The sequence below is a fragment of the Zhihengliuella flava genome (assembly GCF_015751895.1).
Classification (GTDB): Bacteria; Actinomycetota; Actinomycetes; order Actinomycetales; family Micrococcaceae; genus Zhihengliuella; species Zhihengliuella flava.
Window position 1 is genome coordinate 1,896,770 of sequence record NZ_JADOTZ010000001.1, and the last position, 18,877, is coordinate 1,915,646.

Sequence of the window (18,877 nt, forward strand, 5' to 3'; positions counted from 1 at the left end):
AGCGCGCTTCTGTGGCCGAATGGTTCAACCAAACCATCCAGAGCGGCCGAGAGATCTGGCTCCATGACGCCGCAGCAACCCCCACCGGTACAGCCCGGCGCGGGAAGGTGCTCACGCCAGAAGCGATGGAGGCTGATTCTTCCTTGGGTATTTCCACCACCAACCCGTCCGCCACGGATCCGCAGCGTGCCGCCGTCGAGCAGGCCCAACAGGCGGCCGCCGCGGCAGCGCAGGACGCCGAGCCACGGCTGCTGCTCAAGGTCACCCCGGGAACGCCGGTGGGGAGCCAGTATGACGAGCTCGCGGGGCGTTTTCGGCCCGTTTTTGCGCGGATCGCCGCGGGGGCGGCGGAGCGGGATGCGCTGCGCCGCCTGCCGATCGAACAGGTGGGCTGGCTGAATGCGGAGCGTTTCGGCGCGCTGCGGCTCCCCGCCTCCGAGGGTGGGTACGGGGCGTCCCTGACTGACACGTTCCGCCTGCTGATCGAGCTCGGCGAGGCCGACTCGCAGATCGCCCATCTCTTGCGTGCCCACATCGCCTTCGTGGAACAGATCCTGGTGCACCCGGATGAGGCGGTCCGGGCCAAGTGGGTGGCGAGGATCGCCGCCGGTCAGCTCATCGGCAACGCCTATGCGGAGCGCGGCGGCAACCGCATGGGCTCGTGGAACACGCAATTGAACGTCACGCCCTACGGGGTCAGCGTCACGGGGACCAAGTACTACTGCACCGGCACCATCTTCGCCGACTGGACCGTCGTCGCCGCGACGAACCCGACCCGCGAGGGGCGGCACCTGGCCGTGGTGGCGACGTCCCATTCGGGCGTGCAGATTTACGACGATTGGGATGGGTTTGGGCAGCAGCTGACGGGTACCGGTTCCACGGTGTTCGACGACGTCCCGGTGGACACGCTGTTCGGCCCCACGGAGCAGCCGCACTTCCCGGAGTCCTCGATCTTCCAGCTGGTTCTGCTGGCCGTGCAGGCCGGCATCGCGCGCGCCACGTTGGCGGATGCGCGGGCCGCGGTGCAGGCCCGAACCCGGGCTTTCACCACCGGGACCGGCGTCCCGCTCCGCGATGAGCCCCAAGTCTTGCAGCTCATCGGGGAGATCTCCGCGCAGTCCTTTGCGGCCGAGTCCGTGGTCCTCGCGGCGGTGGCGGAGGTGGAGAGCCTGTTCGCCCAGGAGGAGCTGAGCCCGCAGGAGACCTATACGGCGTGCGAGCTGGTGGCGAATCGCGCCCAATCGGCGGTGCAGCCGCTGGTGCTCGCGGCCGCGTCCAAACTCTTCGACGGGCTCGGCGCTTCCGCCACCTCAACGAGCTGTAACTTCGACCGCCACTGGCGCAACGCGCGCACCATCGCCACACACAACCCGGCGATCTACCGGGCGCGCATCATCGGCGACTACGAGGTCAATGGCACGCCCCCGGCCACGCACGACTCGGCGGGCGAGGCGGCGTCGTCGTACATCCGGCAGATCTAGGCCACGTCACACAGCGTCACACGAGCGCAACACTCTGACTTGTGACGCCGCGTGCGTCGGATCGTGACGCGCGGCGTCGGCGCGATTCGCCGCACCTGAGACCACCGGCACAAGCTGGAATCACAACCGCATAGAACACCCATCCAGAGCGGCCGAGAGATCTGGCTCGACGACGCCGCAGCAACCATCCGTCACGACGGAAAGGTGCTACCGCCAGGACCGATGGAGGAGAGCATGATTAGTCTTCGTAACGTGTCCACGCACTTCGCCGGCAAGCGGGGTGAGGACGGCTTCACCGCGGTCGACGACGTTTGCCTCGACGTCCCCGCCGGATCCATTCAGGGAGTGATTGGCTTCTCCGGGGCCGGCAAGTCCACCCTGCTGCGCAACATCAACCTGCTGGAGCGCCCCACCAGCGGCCAGGTCGTCGTCGACGGCGTCGATCTCACCGCGTTGGACGATGAGGGGCTGCGCCGCGAACGCCACCAACTCGGCATGATCTTCCAGCACTTCAACCTGCTGAATAACCGCACCGCACAGGAGAACGTGGAGCTGTCCCTGAAGTTCGCCGGCGTGCCCAAGCGCGAGCGCCGGGAACGGGCCGCGGAGGCACTGGAGATCGTCGACCTCGGCGACCGCGCGCGGTCCTACCCGGCGAAGCTCTCCGGCGGGCAGAAGCAGCGCGTCGCGATCGCCCGGGCCCTCGCCACCAAGCCCAAGGTGCTGCTGTGCGACGAGCCGACCTCGGCGCTGGATCCACGGACCACCGGATCCGTGTTGCAGTACCTCGCGGACATCAACCAGCAGTTGGGCATTACCACCGTGGTGGTCACCCACGAGCTGGACGTCGTCAAGAACATCGTGGATGACGTCGCCGTCATGGAAGCCGGGCGCATCGCCGAGCGGTTCGCCGTCGATGACCTCCGCTCGGGAGCGTTCCAGCCCACCACGGAGATCGGCCGCTACCTGCTCGACGCCGACCTGCACATCAAGCGCGTCCCACTGGCCGAGCGCCGCCGGCACGTGGCCGCGAACTCCACCGCCGCGAAGGAGCTGGCCCATGTCTGACGTCGAGGGATTCGATTTCAACCGCATCATTGAGCTGCTGCCGGAGATCGGCGTGGCGATGGGGCAGACGTTTGCCATGTTGCTGGTGGCCATCCCCGTGGCCGTGCTCATCGGCACGCCCCTGGGCATTTGGCTCTACTCCGCCTCACCGGTGGGCCTGAAGCCGCGCCCGCGCCTGCACCGGATCGTGGACTCGTTGGTCAACGTGATCCGTTCCTTCCCGTTCCTGATCCTGCTCATCGCGATCATCCCGATCACCCGCATCATCGTTGGCACCACCATTGGCACCGCCGCGGTGATCGTCCCGCTGACCATCAACGCGATTCCGTACTTCGCCCGGTTTGTAGAGCAGAACATGACGCAGCTGGGATCCGGGGTCGTCGAAGCCGCCCGGTCGATGGGCGCCACGCGCGGCCAAATTGTCCGGGACGTGCTCCTCGTCGAAGCGCGCCCGGCGCTCATCGGCTCCATCACCATCATGACGGTCAGCTTCATCAGCTATTCGGCGATGGCTGGGCTCGTCGGTGGCGGCGGCATCGGCGACTTTGCCATCCGCTACGGCTACTACCGGTATGAAACCGCCGTCATGCTGCTCGCGATCGTGCTGATGATCGTCCTCGTCCAAGCCGTCCAGATTGGCGGAACGCGCTACGCCCGCCGCCTCGACAAGCGTCACTAGGAGTTTTCTTGGCTACCTTTGCCACTCGCCCGCGCCTTCTGCTGAGCGCGTTCGTCATGAATACCCCCAACCACATCCTGGGCGGCCACTGGCGCCAGCCCGAGGCCCAGCAGCACCGCTTCAACGAGCTGGCGCTCTGGCAGGACGTGGCCCGCACGTTGGAGGATGCCAAGTTCGATGCGCTCTTCTTCGCCGACGTCGCCGGTTTGTACGGCGAATACGACGGCGGCCACGACGCCCACGTGCGCAAGGGCCTGCAGGTGCCCGCGAACGATCCGCTGGTGCTGCTGTCCGCGCTGACGGCCAGCACGAGCGAGATTGGGCTGGCGCTGACCAGCTCCATCATCCAGAACCACCCCTTCCAGTTCGCCCGGCAGCTCTCCACACTGGACCACCTGTCCGGTGGGCGCGTCGGCTGGAACGTCGTCACCAGCGTGCTGGACAACGCGCATCGAAACTTCGGTGGCGCCGGGCTGGCGGACCACGAGGACCGCTACACGTGGGCCGAGGAGTACCTCGAGGCCGCCTACGCCTTGTGGGAGGGCTCGTGGGAGGACGACGCCGTCGCCGCGGATAAGTCGGCTGGCCTGTACGCGGACCCGGCCAAAGTGCACCGGATCCATCACGCCGGGCCGCGGTACAGCATTGAGGGCCCGCACCTGGTGGAGCCCAGCCCGCAGCGCACCCCGTTCCTCTTCCAAGCGGGCTCCTCGGACCGCGGTCGGCGCTTCGCGGGCCAGCACGCGGAGGCGACCTTCATTTTCGCCCCGGGACCGGAACACGCCCGCCGCAACGCCACGAAGTTCCGTCAGCAGGCTGTGGCGGCCGGGCGCTCGCCGGAGGACCTGAAGGTCTTCGCCGGGCTCTCCTTCCTCGTGGGCAGCACGGAGGCCGAGGTGCAGCGCAAACAGGCGGAGTTCGACGAGTGGCTGGACCTGGACTACGTCGTGGCGCACATTGGAGGAGGCCTGGGCGTGGACCTCGGCGGCCTAGACCTCGACACCCCGGTGGGCGATCTGCAGACCGAGGGCAACCAAGGGCACCTGGACACGATCCGCCGACTGGCCCCCGACGGGCGGCCCACCTTGCGCCAGATCGCCCGGGCCCGCGCCTACGGTCAGCAAATCGCGGGCACCCCAGAGCAGATCGCGGACACCCTCGAGATCTGGCAGGACGCGGGCGTGGACGGCATCAATGTGCTCAATCACGTGCTGCCCGGCTCCTACGTCGAATTCATCGAGGGGTTGCTGCCGGAGCTGCGCCGCCGCGGACTCGCCCAGAGCGAGTACGCGCCGGGCACGCTGCGCCAGAAAGTCTTTGGCCAGGGTGACCGCTTGCCCGCCGGCCACCCCGGCGCCGCCTACCGAACGTCCGTTCCCGCCGCCGCCCGCGGCGCCTTCGCAGGAGCCGCCCAATGACCAGCTATGAGATTCTGCGGGAGCGGTTTGCTCCCGTGTTCGAGCGCATCGCGGCCGGAGCTTGGGACCGGGACCGCGAGCGCGTGTTGCCGCACGAACCCATCGCCGAGCTCAACGCGGCTGGCTTTGGCGCCTTGCGCGTGCCGACGGCGCGCGGCGGGTATGGCGTCAGCGTCCAGACGCAGATGCGGCTGCTCATCGACTTGGCCGCGGCGGATTCCAACATCGCCCATCAGTACCGTTCCCACTTCGGCTTCGTGGAGACCCTGCCGTGGCAGTCAGAGGCAGTGCGCGAGCGCTGGTACCCCCGCGTTGCCGCCGGACAAAGCGTCGGCAACGCCTCCACGGAGCGTGGCGGCAACGCCCTCGGCACGCTAAACACCACGCTGAAACCCGCCGGGCCTCAGTGGACGCTGACGGGGAGCAAGTTCTACTGCACCGGGACGATCTTCGCCGACTACACCCGGGTCAGCGCCCAGGTGATGGGTGCGGACGGTGAGCCCACCGCCGAGCGGTACTTCGCCGTCGTGCCTGTCAACGGCCCGGGGGTGCAGGTGTATGACGACTGGGACGGATTTGGCCAGCGCCTGACCGGCACGGGCACCACCGAGTTCGACGGCGTCGCGGTGGACCCGCTGGACGTTTTGCCGCGGGTGCGCGGCACGGCGGAGGCCGTGCATGAGGCGGCGTTCTTCCAGCTCGTTTTGCTTGCGGTGCAGGCCGGAATCGCCCGCAACGCCCGGGACGACGCCGCCGCACTCGTCGCCCGCCGATCCCGGACCTTTAACACCGGATCCGGTAAGCCGTTCCGTGAGGAGGACCTGATCCAGGCCGAGGTCGGGAAGATCGCCGCCAAGGCGTTCGCCGCCGAAGCCACGGTGCTGGCGGCCGCGCGGGCCATCGACGCCGCGTGGGACCACTACGCGGCGGACGGTTTCAGCCAGGAGCCGGGTCGCGTGCCGGCGGAGGCCCATACCGCCGAGTTGGCGGTCGAAGCCGCCCACGTCGAGGTGCCGGAGCTGGTCCTGGCGGCCGCGCAGGCGTTGTTCCAGACGGTCGGCGCGTCAGCCACCAGCACGTCGAAGGGGTTGGACCGGCACTGGCGGAACGCCCAGACCGTCGCCACACACAACCCCATCGCCTTCCGCGCCCGGTCGCTCGGCGATTTCCACATCAACGGCACCACCCCGGTGGGCCTCAACGCGATCGGTGAGGCGACGTCGTCGTCCGCCGTTACCCCCTCCGCCACCGCCTAACGCGCCACGGAAACCCCAGGACTTAAGGAGAGCTATGTCTGCTATGCCCCAGAATCACCGCGGCCTGAGCCGCCGCACCGTGCTGCGTTCCGCCGCGGGCCTCGGCGCGCTCGCTGGGCTCGGGGGCCTGAGCGCGTGCGGTGCGGCCAACGCCGGCGGTGACAAGACGATCACCATCATCGCCACCGAGACCGCCCCGTGCCAGGAGCCCATCAAGATTGCCCAGCGCCTGCTCGCGGAGCAGGGCTGGGACCTCAAGCCGACGTTTGTCACGGACATCGTTCAGCCCAACCTTGTGGTGGCGCGCGGCGAGTATGACGCGAACTACTTCCAGCACGGGGCCTACCTGAGCCAGTTCTCTCAGGACAACGACTTGGAGCTGGAGCCATCCTTCTACACCTACTCGTCACCGGCCGGGCTGTGGTCCGCCGAGTACGCCACGGTGGAGGACCTGCCGCAGGGTGCGCGGATTGCGCTGCCCGTGGATCCGGCCAACAACGGCCGCGGGATCAAGTTGCTCGCCAAGGCGGGCTTGCTGGAGATCGATGACGCGAAGCCCGTCATCCACCTGTCCCAGCAGGACATCCGATCGAACCCGCGCGGATTCGAGTTTGTGGAAGTGGATCAGCAGTCGCTCGCCACCACGTTCGAGGACGTGGACGCAGGGTTCATGTTTGTGCGCCTGGCGGGGGAGATCGGCCTGACGCCGGAGGATTCGATCGCGTTCGAGGCGATCGAGGACTCGCTGCCCTACATCAACCTCGTCGCGGGCCAGCCCGGATTCCGCGAGTCAGAGAAGGGCACGGCCCTGCGCGAGGCGATCCAGTCTCCGGAGGTCCGCGCCTGGTTCGAGGGCTACATCGACGGCGCGCTCGGCACCCCGTGGGACCGGGATGTAGACGCGGACTTTGACCAGTGGGCCACGGACGCCTGAGCCGTCCCGATCCACCCCACGACCCCTTCACTCGCATTGACCTGACACCCCCCGAAGGAAAACATCATGACGACTTCTATTTCCCGTTCCTCCTCACCCTTGGCGGCCGCCGCGAGCCGCCGGAACTTCCTGCGCGGCGCCGTGGGACTCGGCGCCTTGGCCTCACTCGGTGCCGTGAGCGGCTGCGGCCTCACCGGCGGCGCCTCCGCTGCGGAGAAAACCATCACGATCATCGTCACGGAATCGGCCCCCTACCAGGAGCCGATCAAGATTGCTCAGGGCCTGCTGGAGGAGCAGGGCTGGGAACTGAAGCCCACCTACGTGACGGACATTGTGCAGCCGAATATCGCCGTCGCCAACGGCGAATTTGACGCCAACTTCTTCCAGCACGGCGCCTACCTGCAGCAGTTCTCCCAGGACAACAACTTGGACCTGGAGGCCTCGTTCTACGTCTACTCGTCCCCGGCCGGACTGTGGTCCAACAGTTACGCGTCGGTGGACGAGCTGCCGGATGGCGCCCGCGTGGCGCTGCCCGTGGACCCCTCCAACAACGGGCGCGGCCTGAAACTGTTGGCCCAGGCCGGCGTCATCGAGATCGACGAGTCGAAGAGCGTGATTCAGCTGTCCCAGCAGGACATCACGGCGAATCCGAAGAACTTGGAGTTCGTGGAGGTGGACCAGCAGTCGCTGGCCACCACCTTTGAGGACGTCGACGCCGGGTTCATGTTTGTTCGCTTGGCCGCGGAGATTGGCCTGACGCCGGAGACGGCGCTCGCCTTCGAGGCCACCGAGGATGCGCTGCCTTTCATCTGCCTGGTGGCCGGTCAGCCGGGCTTTGCCGAGACCGAGAAGGGGCAGGCTCTCCAGGCGGCGCTGCAGTCGCCTGAGGTGGAAGCGTGGTTTGACGACTACATCGGCGGCGTCCTGGAGACCCCGTGGGACCGGGATATTGACGCCGACTTTGCCGAGTGGTCCTAGTCCGGCCCTGATCTGACGCAGAAGAGTCCCCCGTGGTGCACGCTCGCCACGGGGGACTCTTGATGGGGCCCCGATTCGCTGGACCCGAATGCCGGCCTAGGCCTCGCTGACGCGCAGCAGGAGGGCGTGTTCCGGGTTGAGGATGGGCAACTGGATTCCCACGTGCTCCAGGAAGGCCCCCGAGGCCGTCAGGGCACCCTTCTTCACCCATGCCGGCGGCTGGATCTGGGTAAAGGTGTCCGCATAGTCGGCGTCCGCCGGGGTGGGGAGCTCGACGACGACCCGGTAGGTCCGCTGGGGGTCCAGCCCGGGAACCGGGACAGACCCTGGCATCTCCGCCGTAGAGGTCCCGAGGCTGACGGCAGCGAACAGCCCCTCGGTCCGGTCCGCGGAGACGACCCCGTGCAAACGCAGCGACTCGTCCGTCAGGTCCGCATTCACGCGGGTCCCCGAGTGCAGGAGCGCGCGGTGACGCTTGTAGAGCGCGATGGCACGGGCCAACGTGTCCCGTTCCGCCTCCGACGCCTGCCGGATGTCCCACTCCATCCCGAAGTGCCCGAACAGGGCGGTGATGGCGCGGAAAGAGATGTCGTGGATGCGGCCGGTGGTGTGCGAATGCGTGGGGCCCACGTGGGAGCCCACCAATTCCGGCGGCAAGACCGCCTGCGTCCACCGTTGGATGGTCTGCCGTTCCAGAGCATCGTTGCAGTCCGACGCCCAGACCCGGTCCGTGCGTTCCAAGATGCCGAGGTCAATCCGCGCCCCACCGGAGGAACAGCTCTCGATCTCGACCCCCGGGTGGGCGGCCCGCAGGGCGTCGAGCAGCCGGTACGCCGCCCAGGTTTGGCGGTGCACGGAGGGGCGGCCGCTGCTGCCGTGCTCCGTGAGGTCCCGGTTCTGGTCCCACTTGAGGTAGGCGATGTTGTTCTCACGCAGCAGCGCGTCAAGCTGGTCAAACACGTGCTGCCAGGCCTCGGGATGGGTCAGATCCAGGATGTGCTGCTGCCGCCATTCCAGCGGCAACCGCGCCCCGGGCCTCGCGTCGGGACCCACGATCCAATCGGGGTGTGCGTGCGCGACGTCGGAGTCAAGGTTCACCATTTCGGGTTCAACCCACAGCCCAAATTCCATGCCCAGACCGTTGACGGCCTCGATGAGCGGCGTCAGCCCCGTGGGCCACGCCTCGTCTGAGACGACCCAGTCGCCCAGCCCCGAGGTGTCGTCCCGGCGGCTGGAAAACCAGCCGTCGTCGAGCACAAAACGCTCGGCGCCCACGGCGGCACCGGCCGCCGCCAGTTCTGTGAGCGCGTCCAGGTCATGGTCAAAGTAGACCGCCTCCCACGTGTTGAGCACCACGGGGCGCACCCGGCCCGTGGTGGTCTCCACGTGGTGATCGCGGCTGCGGAACCAGTGGTAGAACTGCTCCGTGACGCCATCGAGCCCTGCGCCGGAATAGGACACAAAGAACGCCGGCGTGCTGTAGGACTCACCGGGGGCCAAGATCACCTCGCCGGAGCCGAGGAGTTCGCTCGCGCCGATCAACCGCCGGCCATCGGCGAGCGCGTCGACAAACTGCTCGTGATTGCCGCTCCACCCGAAATGGGCGGCCCAGACCTGACCGCTGCGATTGGCGAATCCGGCAGTCCCGAGCGCCACCAGGAGCGAGGAGTCGTGCCCGGTGCGCCCGTGCCGGCCGGAGCGAACCCATGTGCCCTGTCGGAGCCGGGCGCGCTGCGGGTGATTCTCTCGGCACCAGCGGCCGGTGAGGTCGAGGACCTCGTCCGCGTGGCGGGGAACGGGCACGACGGCGGCGAGTTCGTCGAGCTGGTACGGGTCGGTGCCGTGGTTGGTCAGCGTGTGGGTGAGCTCCAGCAACCCGCCCGGATGCAGGCTGAGGTGGCTGGCGATGGTCAAGCCCAGCGCGTCGTCCCGCTGCGTGATGGTCGCCGCGCTCTGCTGCACGTCGACCTCCTGGACGCGCAGGGCGGGGGAAAACCCATAGCCAGGGCGCCCGTCGGCGAGGAAGGAACCCCGCAGCCCGGGGCGGCCCAGCCACCCGGAGGAGGCCTGCGGGATCAGCCCCGCGACGGTGGGGACATCGAGTGCCGAGTGCGGGATGGGCGGTGTGAGGGCGTCGAGTTGCGGCAGCGCGTCGCCGAGGTCGGGGCCGAAGTGGGCGATCTGCGCTTGGCCTGCTTCACAATTCACCACCAGGCTGACGCCGGCGGAGCGGAGGTAGATGGGGTCCATGGGGGCCTTTCAGACAGGGGGGGGCGGCGGTGCCGCCTGCTGGACGCAGGCGGCACCGTGATGCGAGTTCGTGAAACGGATCTGCGTTTCGGGGCTTACTCGAAGAGGGCATTGACCTTCTCATTGGCTTCGGTCAGCGAGCTCGCTGGGGTCTTGCCGGAGACGACGGCGTCCATGGCCGGAGCCATGATGCCGTCGATCTGCGCCGCGTGATCGGTGATCGGGAACATGAAGGTGGTGCCGTCTTCGACGTGGGTGGTGAAGGCGCTGACGTCCACGCCGTTGTCGGCGAATGCCGCGGTGGCCTGATCCATGGCGCTGGAAACGGCAGGGAAGACGACGGCGGCCTCGGCCACCACGCTTTGGCAGTCAGCGGAGCCCAGGTACGCCACCAGCTGGGCGGCTTCTTCCGGCTGGTCCGTGCCGGCGTAGATGGAGTCAGCGAGGCCGTTGAACATGGAAGCGCGCTCGCCGGTAGGACCCACGGGCGTCGGGGCGATGGACACGTCCACGCCCTCGTAGCCGGTGTACTGGCCGATCATCCATGAACCGTTGACGTTGATCGCGGATTTCCCGGCGGCGAACGTGTCCGGCATGCTGGCGCCGACCGTGGTCTCCAACGGCGGCATGTATCCCTTGTCGACGAGGGAGGCGTACCAGTCCATAGACTGCTGGAAGTTGGGGTCGTCGTAGTTGTAGTGGGTGCCCCACGGATTCTCATCGGTGTGGGTCCACCCGGTGGTGGCCGTGAAGTAGCTCCACTCGGTCTGGCCGTGGCCCTCGCCAGCGCCCGGGAGTCCGAGCCCGTACACGGCGACGTTGTTGGGGTCGAAGCCGTCCTCATCGCCGCGGACGCCGTTCTGATCCACGCTCAGCCGGGCGATCAGTTCCTCGTACGTGCCGCCGTCGTCCGGGTTCCACGTCAGGTTCTCGAGATCTTCGGCGCTGTATCCGGCATCGGCGATCATTTGCTCGTTGTAGAACATGGCGACCGTGTCCCAGTCCTTGGGGAGGCCGTAGCGTTTGCCGTCCTGGGCCACCCAGAGTTCGGCGAGCCCCTCGTTGTAGATGGAGGTATCCACGCTGGCCGTCGCCTCCACGTCGTCGAGGGACAACAGCTGCGAATTCGCCACGAACTCCGGGTAGCGGGAGAGGTGGTTGGTGAACACATCTGGTGCCGTCCCGGCCACGAACCCATTGGTGAGGCTGCTCCAGTAGTCGTCCCACCCCAGCTGGGTGATGTTGACGTCGATCCCGGTCGACTCGGTGAAATCGGCCGCGCACTGTTCATAGGCGGGCAGCTGATTGGCGTCCCAGAGCCAGTAGTCCAAAGCGTCGGAGGAGCCGTTGCCGCCGCCTCCGCCGCCGCAGGCGGTCAGAGTGAGTGTGGCGGCGCCGAGGAGGCCGAGTGCGGATGCGCGCATGAGGATTTCCTTTCGATCCTTGAGGGCAGGCGCCCCAAGTTGGTGCGGTGTGTGAGGTGAAGTGACTTACTTGACGCCGGAGAAGCCGATGGAGTTGACGATCTTTTTGCCGAAGATCATGAAGAGGGTGAGCACGGGAAGGGCGGAGATCAGGGTGGCTGCCATCAGCCCGGACCAGTCCGGTGCGCCCTGGGGCGACTGGGATTTGAAGACGCCGAGGCCCACCGTGAGGACGCGGACGTCGTCGGAATTGCCGACCAGTAGGGGCCAGAAGTACTCGTTCCACTGCTGGATGAACGTGAGGAGGGCGAGCGTAGCCAAGGGCGCCGCGGCATTGGGCAGGATGATCTGAAAGAAAATCCTGAAGTGCTTGGCGCCATCGAGCATCGCCGCTTCCTCCACCTCGCGGGACATGCTGAGGAAGAACTGGCGGAGGAAGAAAACGGCGAACGGCGTCATGAAGACGAACGGCAGCACCATGCCGACCATGGTGTTCAGGAGCCCGAGGTCCCGAATCAAGAGGAAGTTCGGCAGGGCGGTGAAGATCGGGGGAACCATCATGGTGGCCAAAAAGGCGGAGAACACCACGTTGCGTCCCCGCCAGCGCAGGCGGGCGAAGGCGTAGGCGGCCATGGCGCTGAAGAAGACGGCGCCGGCCGTGGAGATGGACGCGAAGATCACCGAATTGCGCAGGTACACCCAGAAATTGATGTCTGCGCCGGAACCGCCCTGAGCGATCGCTTCCTGGGTGGACTGCAACCCGAAGACGCGGGCAAAGGCGCCGAAGTTGAAGTCCACCGGGAGCAAGCTGGTGGCGTTGGTGGCCAGGGAGGCGTTCATGGACAGCGAGGTACGCAGGATCCAGTAGAACGGCAGCACGGACACGGCGATGGCCAGAATGAGCAGAATCCAGGGCAGAACGTTGGCCCAGCGAAATCGCTGGGGCGTCCGGGCGTACGAACGATGAGGGGCGCGGGTCAACGGCATGGGGTCTCCTTAGTCCAGGTCCGTCTGGTTGCCGCGCATGAACTTCATTTGAACGAAGGCCATGAGCGCCAGGATGAGGAAGAGGATGACGGCGAGGGCGGAACCGTAGCCGAACTGGGATTCGGTGAACGCCTTCTGGAAGATGTAGTACTGCATGACCCGGCTGGCGTTGACGGGGCCGCCCTGAGTCGTGACCGCCACCGTGTCGAACACCTGGAAGGACCCGATGACGGTGACGACGAGGACGAGGGCCAGGACCGGGCGCAGCAATGGCAGCGTGACGCGGAAGAAGCTTTGTACCGCATTGGCCCCGTCGAGGCTGGCGGCCTCGTAGAGGTGACGCGGGATCATTTGCAGTCCCGCGAAAATGAGCAGGGCGGTGTAGCCCATGTGGCGCCACGTGTTGATGAGGGCCTGGGTGGGGATGGCCCACTGTTCGCTGCCGAAGAAGGCGACGCGTTGGCCACCCAGCGTCTCCAGCAAGTGATTGACGATGCCGATCTGGTAGTCCAGCAGCCAGAACCACAGCAGCGCCGCGATGACGTTGGCCATGAGGTACGGCAGCAAGAGCATGCCGCGAATGAGCGTTGAGCGGGCGATGCGCTGCATCAAGAGGGCGATGCCGAGTGCCAAGACGGTTTGCAGGGTGATGTTGATCAGCACGTATTGGATGGTGACCCATAGAGCGTTCCAGAAGAGTGGGTCCTGGGCGATCGCCTCATAGTTGGCCGTGCCCACCCACGTGGGTTCGCCGAGGATGTTGTACTCCGTGAAGCTCAGGTAGACGCCGCGCAACATCGGAAACAAGAAGAAAAGGCTCAGCCCCAGTAAGGCGGGGGCGATGAACAGGAGGGCTGCCGGCAGATCTCCCCGCGAGGGGGACCAGCCGGGCCGCGTGAAGCGCCGCTGCCGCGGCGGTACCGCCGGCTGCCTCGCTGCCTGCTCGGCGAGCGTGGATGAACTCATGGTGGATCACTCCGAATGTGATGTGGCTTACAACTGCCCCAGAATCTACTGGAGTAAATTTCTCTTGGCAAGAGTACAGTGCACAATTTCCGTGGATAACAAACAATCTAGCTGCCCACCGTTGACCCGAGTAGATTTCGCGTGCAGGATGATCAACATGACATTCACACTCGGAATTGTTGGTGCCGGCCAGTTCGCCGGCGTTTTTGCCAAGCTCTTCGACGCGCACCCGGGCGTCGAGTCCGTCTCGGTCACGGATTTACTGCCCGAGCGCGCTGGGGCGCTCGTCGAACGGCTGGGTCTGGCCGGGACCTACGCCACCTTCGAGGACCTCCTCGCCGGCGACGTCGACGCCGTCGCCCTCTTCACGCAGCGGTGGACGCATGGGCCCCTCGCGGTCGCCGCCCTGCGTGCCGGCAAGCACGTGTACTCGGCCGTGCCCATGGCGATCTCCGAAGCCGAGATTTCGGACATCATCGACGCGGTGCGGGACACGGGGCTGACCTACATGATGGGGGAGACGAGCTACTACAACCCTGCAACGGTCTATGCCCGTGCACGGCACGCCGCGGGCGACTTTGGGCGGATCATTTACGCCGAGGGTGACTACGTCCATGACATGGACTTGGGCTTCTATGACGCGTACAAGTACTCCGGCGGTGCGGACTGGAAGCGCACCGCGAGTTACCCGCCCATGCTCTACCCCACGCACTCGGTGGGCGGCGTTCTCGGCGCGCTCGGCGGGCGCGCCACAAGCGTGAGCTGCATCGGCGTGCGGGACGAGCGTGACGACGGCGTGTTCGACACGTCGATCAGCATGTTCGATAACGACTTCTCCAACGCCACGGCGCTGTTTGAGCTGGAGGGCGGCGGCAGCATGCGGATTAATGAGCTGCGCCGCGTGGGCTATCCATCCCATCTGCGGGAATCGCGCTTCCGCTACTTCGGCACGGACGCCAGCTTTGAGCAGTTGGCCACGGTCAGCGTGTGGCAGGACAAGGAGGCCGTCACGGACGTCAGTGCGGATCTGGCCACCCAGGCCACGATGGCGGACGACGACGCCGCGCTCGCCGACGTCTCGCCGGCCTTGCGTGAGGCCTTTGCCTCGGGCATGGCGCCCGTGCATGACGCGGGCCGTTTGCCGCGAGAATTCGTGGGCCTGCCGAACGGTCACGAGGGAAGCCATCACTTCTTGGTGGATGACTTTGTGACCGCGGTGAACGCGCACTCCTTGCCGCCCGTGAACGCCTGGGTTGCGGCACGCTATACGTTGCCGGGCATTGCGGCCCACGAGTCCGCCCTGCGTGGCGGCGAACGGATCCCGGTGGCGGACTTCGGTGCTCCGTCCTCGGGTTCGGGCGGTGCGGGCGCCGGAGAATAGGCCGTGGGTACGATGGCTGATGTGAATCAGACCTCAAGTAGCGCTAAGGCGCACGTGACGCGCAAGGACGTGGCGCGACTGGCCGGCGTCAGCACCGCCGTCGTGAGCTACGTGGTCAATCAGGGCCCCAAGCGCGTGGCCCCAGCTACTGAGGAAAAGGTTCGCCAAGCCATCGAGGCGTTGGGATATCAGCCCAACGCCGCCGCGCGGGCCCTCAAACTGGGCTCCTCCGAGATGTTCGGCATGGTGGTTCCCGACGCCACCAATGCCTTCTTCGCCGGCATGGTGCGCGCCGTGGAAAACGCGGCCCTGGAGCGCGGTTTCGCCGTGCTCTTTGCGGACTCAGATGGCTCCCTCGCGACGGAGCGGCGGCTGGTGCAGAATCTGGTGAACCGGCGCGTCGACGGCGTGTTCCTCTCCAGTGTGCTGCTGGAACCGGACCTGACGGACCTCGAGCGCGCGGACATCCCGGTGGTCCTGCTGAACCGCAGCGTGGAGAGCCCGCTCTTCAGCTCGGTGGGCGTCACGTTTGCCAAGGGCGCGCGGATGGCCGTGGAGCATCTGATTGGACACGGCCACCAAGAGGTGGGACTCGTGATGGGCACCAACTCCGGTGAGGAGCTCGACGGGCGCGAGGTGGGCTGGCAGGAGGCCGTGCGTGCCGCGGGATTATCCGAACGCAGCGTGATTCGTTCCGAATTCACGCGTGAGGGAGGGTTCGCGGCGGGGCAACGCTTCGTGGCCTTGCGCGAGCGTCCGTCCGCCGTCTTCGTCAGCTCCGATCTCCAAGCCATCGGCTTCCTGCGGGCCGTGCTCGCCGCCGGGTTGCGCGTGCCGGAGGACGTGGCGATCTTTGGGTTCGATGGATCCCCCGAGTCGGCCTACAGTTGGCCGCCGCTCAGCACGGTGGTGCAGCCGGTTGAGGCGATGGCGCGAGCCGCAGTCGATGCCCTGTTTGCCGCCCGCGAGGGTGGGGACGTGGAGCACCGCGTCTTCGAGGTGGAGTTGCTGCCCCGCGCCTCGTGCGGATGCTAAGGCCATGAGCGGGGTGCAGGTGCGCGGCGCCGTCGTGGACGAGCAGACCCGGTGCGTGCACTACGCCAGTGCGCGCGACGTCGTCGCCATCCGTTTCTACTGCTGCCGCGAGTATTATCCCTGCCACCGGTGCCATGCCGAGGCCGCCGAACACCCCGCGCAGACGTGGCCGCGGGAGCTCTGGGATCGGCCGGCCGTGCTGTGCGGGGTCTGCCGCAGCGAACTGGCCGTCGCGGAGTACCTCGACGCCGACTCGAAGTGCCCGCGCTGTTCCGCCGCGTTCAATCCCGGCTGCTCCCTGCATCAGCATCTCTACTTCGGGTGACGCTCGGGCCGCATCGAAACGTGCTCATATGAGACAAGCCGCGTGCTCAAATGTTATTCTCGACTCAATTCCTGTGGTGCGCGTCACGCGCGCCGGCATTGAATCGAGGAGACGGGTCCCCATGAGCTACCACGAGAACACGCACCGGGCACATGCCACGCCAGCAACGGCGGCGCCCCTGAGTGCCGCAACGCTCGAGCAGATCGGAGCCAACGGGCGCGGAGTGCAGATCCCAGCGTTCGGTCTCTCCGAGCGCAGCGTCGGGATCGTCCACTTCGGTGTCGGTGGATTTCACCGCGCCCATCAGGCCCTCTACGTGGACCGGCTCATGGAGCATCACCGCGCGCTGGGCTGGGGGATCTGCGGCGTGGGCCTGATGCCGCACGACGCCGCCATGCGGGACGCGCTCACCGCGCAGGACGGGCTCTACACGCTCGTTGAGAAGGCGCCGGATGGCACGCGCACCGCCCGTGTGGTCGGCTCCATCAGCGAATACCTTTACGCTCCCGATGATCCCGAGGCGGTCCTGGCCCGCCTCACGGACCCGGACGTGCGGATCGTCTCCCTGACGGTCACCGAGGGCGGCTACAACTACAACCCGCGCACCGGTGAATTCTTGGCGGACACCCCCGCCGTCGCCGCGGATCTCGCCGCGGACCTGTCCACCGCCGCCCCCGTCACCACGTTCGGCTTCATCACCGAGGCGCTGCGCCGCCGTCGTGCCGCCGGGACCGAGCCGTTTACCGTGATGAGTTGCGACAACATCCAGGGCAATGGTCACCTGGCGCAGAAGGTGTTCACGGCGTTCGCCGAGCTGAAGGACCCGGAGCTTGGCGCGTGGGTGCGGGACAACGTGCCGTTCCCCAACTCGATGGTGGACCGCATCACGCCCGTCACCACGGACGCGGACCGGGAGGCCATCGCCGCCGAGTACGGGATCTCCGATGCGTGGCCGGTGGTGTGCGAGGACTTCATCCAGTGGGTTCTCGAGGACCGGTTCCCCACGGGGCGCCCGCCGTTTGAGGCCGCCGGCGTGCAGGTGGTCGACGACGTCGAACCCTACGAGCTCATGAAGCTCCGCCTGCTCAACGCCACCCACCAGGCGATGGCCTACACCGGCTACTTGGCCGGCTACCGTTATGCGCACGAGGTGGCCCAGGACCCGCTGTTCGCCGAGTTCTTCGCCGCCTACATGGACCGCGAGGCCACGCCGACCCTGCGCCCCGTGCCCGGGATCGACGTGGACGCCTACAAGCGCCAGCTCCTCGAACGCTTTTCTAACGAACAGGTCCGGGACACGCTCGCCCGCCTCTGCGCCGAGTCCAGCGACCGCATTCCCACGTGGCTCATCCCTGTGGTGACGGACAACCTGCGCAACGACGACGACGGCGCGGCCGGCGGGCGCGGGCCCGTCGCCCTCAGCGCCGCGATCGTGGCCTCCTGGGCGCGCTACGCCGAGGGGGTGGACGAGGCCGGCGAGGCGATCGACGTCGTCGATCGCCTCAAGGAGCGCGTCATGGCGGCCGCCGCCCTGCAGGGCGAGGACGAGTTGGCGTTCCTGCGGGATGCCGAACTCTTCGGAGACCTCGTGGAGAACGAGGAATTCACGCGGCACTACCGCGCCGCCCTGCGGAGCTTCACCACGGCCGGTTCACGGGCCACGATCGAGGCGCTGCGCGACTCCGGCTGGGAGGGAATCGCCTAGCGGGAGGCGTCGACGCCGACGCGTGCGGCCAGCGCCGCGGCGAGTTCGCCGTCGATGACGAGGCGCTGGGTGAAGCCGGCGCGCAGCGCTGCCAGAACGCCCTCGGCGTTGGCGGCTCCGGAGGCCACCGCGATGGTGGTGGTGGCGTGCCGCAACTGGTCCAGCGTCACGGACACCACGCGCCCGTCCAGGCCGGCGTCGAGGGGCGCGCCCTCCGCCGTGAGCAGGCGTCCGGAGACCTCGGCCACGGCCCCGGCGGCGGCGATCCGCTCCCGTTCCTCCTCGGTCAGGCGGGTCCAGACTGTCGAGCCGCCGTGCGCCCACGTGCCGATCGCGACCATGGCCACATCGAGGTGATCCGCCTTGGCCTGGGCTCCGGAGATTTCCGGCTGTCGGCGCAGGCTCTCGGCCAATTCCGCGCTCTCCACGATCAGCGGCGCCGGGAGTGGCCACGTGGTGCCGCCAGCCGCCGCGCCCAACCGGTGGATCAGGGCGCCGGAGCCGCCGTCGGGCCCCACCCGAAGGTCTCCGGCCAGCTGCACTACGTCACACTCCGGTAGGCGGCCGAGGTGTTGAGTCATGAGATTGAGGGTGCGGGACCAGGAGACGCCGAGCGTGTTGCCCTGCTGGGCGACCTCCATGAGCGTGGCGGCGGCGCGCTCGGCCACGGCCTCCCGTGCCGAGCTGCCGGGGGAGGCCTCGGCGATGTCCACGGCGTCCACACCGAGGGCGGCGGCCAGCGCGACGGCGTCGATGGCGCTCTGCCACGGGCGGTGCACGGTGATGGTCACGATGCCGTCCCGCAGGGCTTCGTCCAGGTAGCGGGCGACTTGAAAGCGGGAGATGTTGTGTTCCTTGGCGATCTCCACCTTGGACGTGTTGTGGAGGTAATAGGCCGTGGCGATGTCCGCCAATAGCTCCTGATGCGTCGTCGACACGGTGTGGCTCCTCCAGTCGGCACGGTCCGCTCATCTGAGCGACTCATGACAA

At 67.3% G+C, this 18,877-nt stretch carries 16 protein-coding genes and 2 riboswitches; of the genes, 11 read left to right on the top strand and 5 right to left on the bottom strand.

Going from position 1 to position 18,877, the window contains the following annotated elements; translation table 11 throughout:
- Positions 1-30 precede the first annotated feature (30 nt).
- Positions 31-132, top strand: a riboswitch (SAM riboswitch).
- The 7 genes from IW252_RS08820 to IW252_RS08850 all read left to right on the top strand — a co-directional run bounded on the left by IW252_RS08820 (position 126) and on the right by IW252_RS08850 (position 7,814).
- Positions 126-1,481, top strand: a complete 1,356-nt coding sequence (locus IW252_RS08820; RefSeq protein ID WP_196836217.1) for an acyl-CoA dehydrogenase family protein — start codon at positions 126-128, stop codon at positions 1,479-1,481. (Overlaps the previous riboswitch by 7 nt.)
- 136 nt (positions 1,482-1,617) lie before the next feature.
- A riboswitch (SAM riboswitch) is annotated at positions 1,618-1,710 on the top strand.
- A 5-nt stretch (positions 1,711-1,715) separates the two neighbouring features.
- The gene (locus tag IW252_RS08825; RefSeq protein ID WP_196836218.1) at positions 1,716-2,549 is read left to right on the top strand and encodes a methionine ABC transporter ATP-binding protein; all 834 of its coding nucleotides are present in this window, start codon (positions 1,716-1,718) and stop codon (positions 2,547-2,549) included.
- Positions 2,542-3,228: a methionine ABC transporter permease gene (locus IW252_RS08830; RefSeq protein ID WP_196836219.1), complete on the top strand. Its 687-nt coding sequence runs from the start codon at positions 2,542-2,544 to the stop codon at positions 3,226-3,228. The genes IW252_RS08825 and IW252_RS08830 overlap by 8 nt, the downstream gene beginning before the upstream one ends.
- Positions 3,229-3,236: 8 nt before the next feature.
- Positions 3,237-4,646: an LLM class flavin-dependent oxidoreductase gene (locus tag IW252_RS08835; RefSeq protein ID WP_231365963.1), complete on the top strand. Its 1,410-nt coding sequence runs from the start codon at positions 3,237-3,239 to the stop codon at positions 4,644-4,646.
- The gene (locus IW252_RS08840; protein ID WP_196836220.1) at positions 4,643-5,902 is read left to right on the top strand and encodes an acyl-CoA dehydrogenase family protein; all 1,260 of its coding nucleotides are present in this window, start codon (positions 4,643-4,645) and stop codon (positions 5,900-5,902) included. The genes IW252_RS08835 and IW252_RS08840 overlap by 4 nt, the downstream gene beginning before the upstream one ends.
- A gap of 34 nt (positions 5,903-5,936) precedes the next feature.
- A complete protein-coding gene (locus IW252_RS08845) occupies positions 5,937-6,836 on the top strand; it encodes a MetQ/NlpA family ABC transporter substrate-binding protein (protein WP_231365964.1) in 900 nt (299 codons plus the stop codon).
- 66 nt (positions 6,837-6,902) lie between these two features.
- Complete coding sequence (locus IW252_RS08850) at positions 6,903-7,814, top strand: MetQ/NlpA family ABC transporter substrate-binding protein (protein ID WP_196836221.1); 912 nt, start codon at positions 6,903-6,905, stop codon at positions 7,812-7,814.
- 96 nt (positions 7,815-7,910) lie between these two features.
- Here IW252_RS08850 and IW252_RS08855 read toward each other — a convergent pair whose 3' ends face one another.
- The 4 genes from IW252_RS08855 to IW252_RS08870 all read right to left on the bottom strand — a co-directional run bounded on the left by IW252_RS08855 (position 7,911) and on the right by IW252_RS08870 (position 13,441).
- Positions 7,911-10,064, bottom strand: a complete 2,154-nt coding sequence (locus IW252_RS08855; protein ID WP_196836222.1) for an alpha-galactosidase — start codon at positions 10,062-10,064, stop codon at positions 7,911-7,913.
- A gap of 95 nt (positions 10,065-10,159) precedes the next feature.
- A complete protein-coding gene (locus IW252_RS08860) occupies positions 10,160-11,488 on the bottom strand; it encodes an ABC transporter substrate-binding protein (RefSeq protein WP_196836223.1) in 1,329 nt (442 codons plus the stop codon).
- A gap of 66 nt (positions 11,489-11,554) precedes the next feature.
- Positions 11,555-12,475, bottom strand: coding sequence for a carbohydrate ABC transporter permease (locus IW252_RS08865; protein WP_196836224.1), 921 nt, complete (start codon positions 12,473-12,475; stop codon positions 11,555-11,557).
- Between the two features lie 9 nt (positions 12,476-12,484).
- Positions 12,485-13,441: a carbohydrate ABC transporter permease gene (locus IW252_RS08870; RefSeq protein WP_196836225.1), complete on the bottom strand. Its 957-nt coding sequence runs from the start codon at positions 13,439-13,441 to the stop codon at positions 12,485-12,487.
- Between the two features lie 157 nt (positions 13,442-13,598).
- Here IW252_RS08870 and IW252_RS08875 point away from each other — a divergent pair, with 157 nt between their 5' ends.
- The 4 genes from IW252_RS08875 to IW252_RS08890 all read left to right on the top strand — a co-directional run bounded on the left by IW252_RS08875 (position 13,599) and on the right by IW252_RS08890 (position 17,887).
- On the top strand, positions 13,599-14,822 hold the full coding sequence (locus IW252_RS08875) for a Gfo/Idh/MocA family protein (RefSeq protein WP_196836226.1): 1,224 nt from the start codon (positions 13,599-13,601) through the stop codon (positions 14,820-14,822).
- 12 nt (positions 14,823-14,834) lie between these two features.
- Complete coding sequence (locus tag IW252_RS08880; protein ID WP_196836227.1) at positions 14,835-15,857, top strand: LacI family DNA-binding transcriptional regulator; 1,023 nt, start codon at positions 14,835-14,837, stop codon at positions 15,855-15,857.
- 4 nt (positions 15,858-15,861) lie between these two features.
- Positions 15,862-16,182 (top strand): CHY zinc finger protein, encoded by a 321-nt coding sequence (locus IW252_RS08885; protein WP_196836228.1) that lies wholly within the window; start codon positions 15,862-15,864, stop codon positions 16,180-16,182.
- A 121-nt stretch (positions 16,183-16,303) separates the two neighbouring features.
- Positions 16,304-17,887: a mannitol dehydrogenase family protein gene (locus IW252_RS08890; RefSeq protein ID WP_196836229.1), complete on the top strand. Its 1,584-nt coding sequence runs from the start codon at positions 16,304-16,306 to the stop codon at positions 17,885-17,887.
- On the opposite strand, the gene IW252_RS08895 is transcribed toward IW252_RS08890, so the two are convergent.
- Positions 17,884-18,825: a sugar-binding transcriptional regulator gene (locus IW252_RS08895; protein ID WP_196836230.1), complete on the bottom strand. Its 942-nt coding sequence runs from the start codon at positions 18,823-18,825 to the stop codon at positions 17,884-17,886. The two genes, IW252_RS08890 and IW252_RS08895, sit on opposite strands and share 4 nt — an antisense overlap.
- Between the last annotated feature and the right edge of the window lie 52 nt (positions 18,826-18,877).